Origin of the sequence: Microcystis sp. CS-574 (assembly GCF_028329095.1) — a bacterium.
Taxonomy (GTDB): domain Bacteria; phylum Cyanobacteriota; class Cyanobacteriia; order Cyanobacteriales; family Microcystaceae; genus Microcystis; species Microcystis ichthyoblabe_A.
In genome coordinates, this window is record NZ_JAQMSY010000125.1 from 1 (window position 1) to 6,736 (window position 6,736).

Here is a 6,736-nt window from a genome sequence, read left to right on the forward strand (position 1 = left end):
CCCCCCCCCCCCCCCCCCCCCCCCAGGAAGCTAGTCAAATCGCCACTGAAACTATCCAAGCTCATCTAGAAGAACACTGGAATTCGCCCCTGACTGCTGGAGAATTGCTACAGGAGGCAATTACCGTCGCTAACGAGAAGATTATTGAAGATCAACTGAAACATCCCGAAAGACAGGACATGGGGACAACCCTAGTCATGGCTATCGTCCGAGATGATGGCTCTTGGTACACCCATATTGGTGATTCCCGTCTCTATCGCTTTCGTGAGCAAAAATTAGAACAGGTGACGGAGGATCATACTTGGATAGCTAGGGCGATCAAAATGGGTGATCTGTCCAAAGAAGAGGCGAAAAACCACCCTTGGCGACATATTTTATTTCAATGTCTTGGTCGTCGCGATTTGCCCCCAGTGACGGTATCTCCCCTCGATCTGCAATCCGGCGATAGTTTAATTCTCTGTAGTGATGGTTTGACGGAAGAACTGTCCGACCAGGAAATTAGCGATTATTTGCAGACTGGTGCTGATTGTCAGGAAATTGTCAAGAATTTAGTGGCAGCGGCCAAAGAAGCCGGCGGTTCTGATAATATCACCGTGGTCATGGTAACGCAGAATTGAGAGGAAATAGCGATCGCTGATCGCTAAACTTGCACTTCTACTCGATCGCTCCTGCTTGTTGTAATAAAGAAACGATCGCCTGATGGTGATTAAATTTAGCTAACATTAAAGCGGTCATTCCCCCTTGATTTTTCTGATTTAAGTTCACCTTTCCCCCGTCTAACAAAACTTTAACCGTGTCGAGACAACCGTGATAACTCGCCCACATTAACGGGGAAGCGCCGCTAAAATCGAGTTTATTGACATCAGCGCCGATATCGATTAACCAGCGCACCAATTGACTATTATTGTCCTCACAAGCTTTCATGAGGACGGTTTTGCCATCGGGATAAACGGCGTTGGCATTGGCCCCGTAGTCGAGGAGATAACGGCAGATTTCCGTAAATTGGCGCTGTAGAGCCAAAGTTAATGGTGTTTCTCCCTGCTGAGTTAGGTTAGGCTCCGCTCCCTGTTTTAACAATTCTAAAACGATCGCTTCGTATCCCTGCACCGTGGCGATGAGCAAGGGTGTATCCCCAAAATGGTTGCGGTGATTGACAAAAGCGCCAGCTTGTAGTAGGGCCTGAACGATCTCTAAATGTCCTTCGATCGTGGCTAAATGCAGGGCCGTTTCTCCGGCCTGATTTTGATTGTCAACACTGGCCCCCTGAGCGAGTAAAAGTCGGACAATATCGAAATATCCCTCAGCAGCGGCGAGCATCAGGGCAGTTTCTCCCTCCTCCGTGCTGATATTCGGATTTGCTCCCGCTTGCAGTAAAGTTTGTACGCTGCCGAGATTTCCCCTCTCTACAGCCAAAATGAGGGGAGTTTCCCCAGATAAAGTGGGAGCATCGAGAGGCATACCACGGTTAATAAACAATTGGAGGATTTCTGGACGATTAGCGTTGAGAGCCTCTAACCAAGCTTCTTGACGGATTTCTTCATCTACACCACTATCGAGCAGTAAACCGACAATTGCAGCGTAATTTTGGCTAATTGCTACAGATAAAGCCGTATCTCCATCCCGATCGCGCATATTGACCCGAGCGCCGGCGGTTAATAACTGTTCTGCGATCGCTGTATAACCCTTATAAGTGGCGATCATTAGTGCTGGTGTACCATCTTGATTAACCTGATTGACATTAGCACCGGCGGCGATTAATTGAGCGAGGATTTCACTGTGATTGAGGGCAGCCGCTAACATGAGAGGGCTTAAACCTTGAGGTTGTTTACTTTTGTTGATATCTGCCCCAAATTCTCGCAAAATTGCCACAATTTCCCGATGACCCCCCTGCACGGCATAGATTAAAGCCGTCGTATTTTGGCCATCGGTGGCGTTGACATTTGCCCCCTGACTCAGTAAAGCTTGAACCCGCGCCAGATTGCCCTGACGTGCCGCTTGTATTAACAAGATATCCCAATTAGAAGCCATTAACAGTGACCGATCGGCAGAAAGTATTTTTTCTATTATCGATCGTTATAGGCGGGTAAACGGACAGAAAAGCTACTACCCCGTTCTAATTCTGAGGTAAGGTAATTCTACTAGCTGTGGTACTTATGCGGAAACCTCTCGTCACTCGTCTATTTCAACCCCGTGATCCCCTAACCTCGCGTCTGGATGCTCTTTGGTTAATCAATCATCGTCATCCTCGGCTATTGGGGAGAAAATGATGTGGTTGGTCGTCCCCTGTGGCAGATTCAACCCTACGAGATGCAGTGTTCCACTAGCGTTGAAGCTACTTGTCTTCCTCTTGAACGGGGTAGCAGTTTTTCCTCGGCTCTCTATTGGCTCTGTTCCCTGCGTCGCGATCGTACTAGGCTACGTTTTCTGAAAACCCTAATTCAATGTTAATAAAAGCATCCCGAAATTTACCTTCTTTTAAAATTTCAATCGGGATAGAAATACCTCCAATATAGACACCGCCAACCGCCTTGTAAGTGAGAGCTAGATTTCCAGCCTGCGCTCCCCAAATAGAAATAAATTGATCTAAGGCATTTTTACATAGTGTATTTCCAGATTGTGCCAATTGTATGATGGTATCGGCATCATTCATATCGGGTTGGTTTCCCCATTCAGGTAGATTTTTCACAAACTGATATATTCTGACCAAACCAGGTCTGGAAAGGACATATTCATAACTGACAGGGCTATTATCATCTTTGTCTTGTTTCAGTCGTTTTAAGAATTTTAGAAGTTCTATATCTTGGTCATTGCTTACTCCAAAATCAGTATGTCCCCCTTCAGAAGGTATCGGTTTTAATTTTTGTCCTTCTGAACAGCTATGCCATAATGCTTGACCTAGACCGTCAGTAACTAGCATCAAGGCTCGATTATCTTCGGGTTTGGATTGATACTCAGCAGTGTAAAGTTCTTCTAATTTATCCTCTCCATCACCTAAGAAAATGCCGTAACCAATGGCTTCCATATCATTAATAAAAGCTAAGGGAATATTTTTATAGGGAAATGTCTGTCGTAAATCATGTTCTGTAAAACTAAGGCTGAAACTATGAGTTTTTTGAGCATCGATTCTAGCGATACCGCGATTAAATTGTTGAATTATTTTAATATAATCATCTTTAAGATATTGGTGGCTATCCAGAGTTTCTAGAATTTCTCCAAGATGATGATTGAAAATCCCTGTTTGTGTAGGAGATTCCTCCTTTACTTGTTGTAAAGTTTGAGTCGGGTTTATTCGTAAATACTTGAAGGATTCATCTAAAAGAAAAGGATGACCTCCGACAAAATCAACAAACTTCTGTAGGACTGTTTCATTAGCTATGCTTAGATCTTCTAGCTGATAAAAATTTAATAATTCTCTTGTTTGTGAAAGGGAAAATCCAGTTAATCCAGTCGATTAATTAACTCCTATACCGACATTAAATGGTGAGTGATTAATATCAAGTTCTGGGTAGTCATCTGTTGAATTAACAAGAATCAATTTCAAATTTTGCCACTGTAATTCTGTTTTTTCGTGCCAAGCTCGCAACAAACAACAAAAATCCTCAAAAATATTTAGTTTATCAAATAAAACCTCAAACCGATCAAAGCCAACGACTAGCTCTCCCTGACTAAGTCAATAATCCTGAAAATAGTTTGTAGGTTTTGTCTGACTTAATCTAATTCCCCAAGTTTCAGAAATCTTACCTTCAATATCCTTTATTTTTAAACATTGAGAAATTTTAATACATAGCGACTTCTGAAATTGTTCATAGTCATCAAAAATTGGATTATTCGGCCTCCACTCCAAGAAATAAATACTAGCGGTTCGGTATCCAAGGCTTCTAGCATAATCTAGAGTTTTTCTTAGTAGGAGAGTTTTGCCCATTTTTTGAGGAGCTTTAATACGAATCAGGCCTCCAGGATTTTGAATTGCCTGACGACAGTTCTCCTCTATAGGAGGGCGTTCTATGTATATAGGAGTCATTGCTTGCATTAACACCTCGACTTAACAAACGCTATTTTGAGTTATGGGTTTCAGTATAGCAAAATTGGGCAGTTCAGCAATTCCCCCTTGAAATACAGTTCTTCTCCAGAGCAACTGATCTTTACACCGGTTGCTTTATTACTTTGGCACAGCCAATTCCCTATTCGATAAACTTTTTGATCGCTGTGGACGAATCTGGTTAGAAGCGGGTCAATTTAGCTAATATAAACAAAATTTGGGAGCATCTCACCTTTGTAACCTTTAAATCAGGTTTTTATGTCAAGCTATTTTGAAAGCCTTGCTAGAAAACAGTTTTAGTGACAAGTATAACTACTAACCTGCATAAATGAGATGCTCCCCAAAATTTTGCCCGAAAAGGAGTTATGGATTTAGCTAAACAGGTTTTATTACTGTAACTGATGACCACAGCTACTACAAAAGCGATCGGTTGCCGCTACTTTTGCCCCGCATTGACTACAAAATCGCGTTTTGCTGACGGTTTTTGTGTCTCCCATGCTCATTTTCATATCTCCCATCTCCATTTCCATAGGGGCAAAATTCATCGACATATTGCCCATTTTCATCGGTTGCATCGGTTGCATTGGTTGCATTGGTTGCATCGGTTGCATCGGTTGCATCGGTGAGGAGGAGAAACTGGTAGCAGTGGTCGATTGAGAGGACTGAGAAACTCCAGAGGTATGAGGAGAGGAAAAACCGATACTGCTTCCCTGAATTTGGATTCTGTGGGGTCCGGTTTCGGTGATAATTTCAATAATTGCCCCTTGGGGAATTATCTCTATTTGGGGTTCTTTTGTCCAAACTCCCGTAGCAAAACTACTGCTAGACTGCTGTTGTTGTCCCACTGCACCACTAGCGAGGGTTACAATCGTCTGCAGCCCCTGATTATCGAGATAGAGACGTTGTCCTGTGGGTAATTCACTATAAATAGCCATATTTTTGACAGTGAAAAGTAAAAAGTAAAAACCTAGTTCACACCCCTAGGATCCAGTCTAGCGAGGATAGAAATATCAGAGGATTTTCTTAAGAATTTTATCGACAAAAAAAGGGTGGTTTAACCCACCCTCACCATGTCTCAAGAAAACAAACTTTTTAACGGACGCTACCGGCTAATTTATCGACCCGAATCGGTTTCATCAGGTACAATTTGAGGAATTGCCAAGCGTTAGAGGCGAAGATAGGCAATTTCTTCAGTAATTTAACCGGTGCGGCACTGTTTTCGCTATCGATCGCCCGTAATCCCTCGTTATTGCGAACACAAATCTCTAGGCGATCATAAAATTCAGGACTATCCACATCAAGAACAATCGGGAAGACGCGGCCGGCGGTTTCATTGGTCTTCTCGATTACATACTTATCGTACTCGCGAGCGTCCAAACCGAGAATGGCGTAGAAACCGGAACGCTGAGTATCATTGAGGTACATCGTAGCGAAGACCGAAAGCAGGAAGAAACGACACCAGAGACGAGCGCGCCAATCATTAAGAATATCAGGCTGCGCACGCATGATCGCATCGAAGAAGTCCCCGTGACGGTTTTCGTCTTGACACCAATTCTCGAAGAAGTTAAAAATCGGATAAACCCGATCTTCGGGATGTTGTTCGAGATGACGATAAATGGTGATATAACGCCAATAACCGATTTTTTCGGAAAGATAGGTGGCGTAGAAGATAAATTTCGGTTTAAAGAAGGTGTAGTTACGGCTTTTGGTTAAAAATCCCAAGTCAAGGGAGAGGTTAAAATCCGATAAAGCCTTATTAAGGAACCCAGCATGACGCGCTTCGTCCCGGGACATGAGGTTAAAGCATTCTGCGAGGACGGGATTTCTGTTTTTTAAACGTCTGCCGAGTTCTTTGTAGAGAAGAAAGCCAGAAAATTCAGCCGTGCAGGATCTTTCCAGAAATTCCACGAATAAGCGGCGAGTTTCGCCATCAATATGCTCCCAAGAGCGATCGAATTCTTGATTGCGAACGAAGTGATGCCGGTTATAATCGGTACGGAATTCCTCTAAAATTGCTTTCAGTTCTTCCTCGTTAGCAGCGATCGACATTTCCGCCATCGCTTCAAAATCAGTGGTATAGAAGCGGGGAGTGAGGATCGTTTCTTTAGCGGGAACTTTTATACCCGGACGGATTTCCTCGAATTCTGGTTTTTGGATCGTGCTGACCATAGGGATTATTGATTTTACTCTGGGATGATGATTGAGACGAGTAAAGGCTCTGAGATGATAATGACCAGCCGTGAAAAAACGGCTAGGATTCACTATAGCAAGCTCTCAGCCCTAGACTCCCTTCCTGTTCATTAAAAGTTACAACTCTTAATTAAGCTGTGTGAACAAACGCGGATTTTTCCCTGGGAGTCTTGACAAATGTTCGGGGAAGTGGGGTTTGTTTAGTGATCGGTAAACAGTCATGGCTCTCTTATTCTTTGTGTGATCAGTTTAACTTATATAGTAGTGATCGATCTTTGTGTCCTCTGTGTCTCTGTGGTTCTTTCCATGCGCTCGCCAGCAGGACTGTATCTTAGAATACATTTTACCCACCAAATCCAAGAGAGCCTTTAAACCTCTAGCTTGATCATGACTTTTCTGATAAATATCTTTTTCTGGCTTCTGTCTGGCTTACTGAAATATCAGTCTAGCACCGAACAAAATCCCCCCTTCACCTCTATTCCCCTGTCCTAATTGTGGTTCTCATTA

The 6,736-nt window shown here is 43.2% G+C and carries 6 protein-coding genes and 2 pseudogenes; 3 read left to right on the top strand and 5 right to left on the bottom strand.

Annotation, left to right across the window (positions count from 1 at the left end; translation table 11 throughout):
• The coding region (locus PN470_RS09985) for a PP2C family protein-serine/threonine phosphatase (protein ID WP_272104455.1) at positions 1 to 617 on the top strand (617 nt) is incomplete at its 5' end.
• 37 nt (positions 618 to 654) lie between these two features.
• On the opposite strand, the gene PN470_RS09990 is transcribed toward PN470_RS09985, so the two are convergent.
• On the bottom strand, positions 655 to 2,028 hold the full coding sequence (locus PN470_RS09990; protein WP_272104458.1) for an ankyrin repeat domain-containing protein: 1,374 nt from the start codon (positions 2,026 to 2,028) through the stop codon (positions 655 to 657).
• A 240-nt stretch (positions 2,029 to 2,268) separates the two neighbouring features.
• On the opposite strand from PN470_RS09990, the gene PN470_RS09995 reads away from it, so the two are divergent.
• On the top strand, positions 2,269 to 2,448 hold the full coding sequence (locus tag PN470_RS09995) for a hypothetical protein (RefSeq protein ID WP_016516693.1): 180 nt from the start codon (positions 2,269 to 2,271) through the stop codon (positions 2,446 to 2,448).
• Here the strand turns inward: PN470_RS09995 and PN470_RS10000 are convergent.
• From PN470_RS10000 to acsF, 4 genes and pseudogenes are all read right to left on the bottom strand, one after another.
• Positions 2,411 to 3,133: a glucokinase gene (locus tag PN470_RS10000; protein ID WP_396681957.1), complete on the bottom strand. Its 723-nt coding sequence runs from the start codon at positions 3,131 to 3,133 to the stop codon at positions 2,411 to 2,413. The two genes, PN470_RS09995 and PN470_RS10000, sit on opposite strands and share 38 nt — an antisense overlap.
• Positions 3,119 to 4,030: pseudogene (locus PN470_RS10005) on the bottom strand (AAA-like domain-containing protein); the annotation flags it as partial. The pseudogene PN470_RS10005 and the gene PN470_RS10000, both read right to left, overlap by 15 nt.
• A 398-nt stretch (positions 4,031 to 4,428) precedes the next feature.
• On the bottom strand, positions 4,429 to 4,974 hold the full coding sequence (locus PN470_RS10010) for a zinc ribbon domain-containing protein (protein WP_271935625.1): 546 nt from the start codon (positions 4,972 to 4,974) through the stop codon (positions 4,429 to 4,431).
• 157 nt (positions 4,975 to 5,131) lie between these two features.
• Entirely contained in the window at positions 5,132 to 6,208 is a 1,077-nt protein-coding gene (gene acsF / locus PN470_RS10015; RefSeq protein ID WP_103113390.1) for a magnesium-protoporphyrin IX monomethyl ester (oxidative) cyclase, read from the bottom strand.
• Between the two features lie 408 nt (positions 6,209 to 6,616).
• Here acsF and PN470_RS10020 point away from each other — a divergent pair.
• Positions 6,617 to 6,736 (top strand): annotated as a pseudogene (locus tag PN470_RS10020) (ISNCY family transposase); the annotation flags it as partial.

Excerpts from the sequence above, each read along its gene's own strand:
- PN470_RS09990 (WP_272104458.1), bottom strand. The coding sequence starts at position 2,028 with ATGGCTTCTAATTGGGATATCTTGTTAATACAAGCGGCACGTCAGGGC.
- PN470_RS10010 (WP_271935625.1), bottom strand. The coding sequence starts at position 4,974 with ATGGCTATTTATAGTGAATTACCCACAGGACAACGTCTCTATCTCGAT.
- acsF (WP_103113390.1), bottom strand. The coding sequence starts at position 6,208 with ATGGTCAGCACGATCCAAAAACCAGAATTCGAGGAAATCCGTCCGGGT.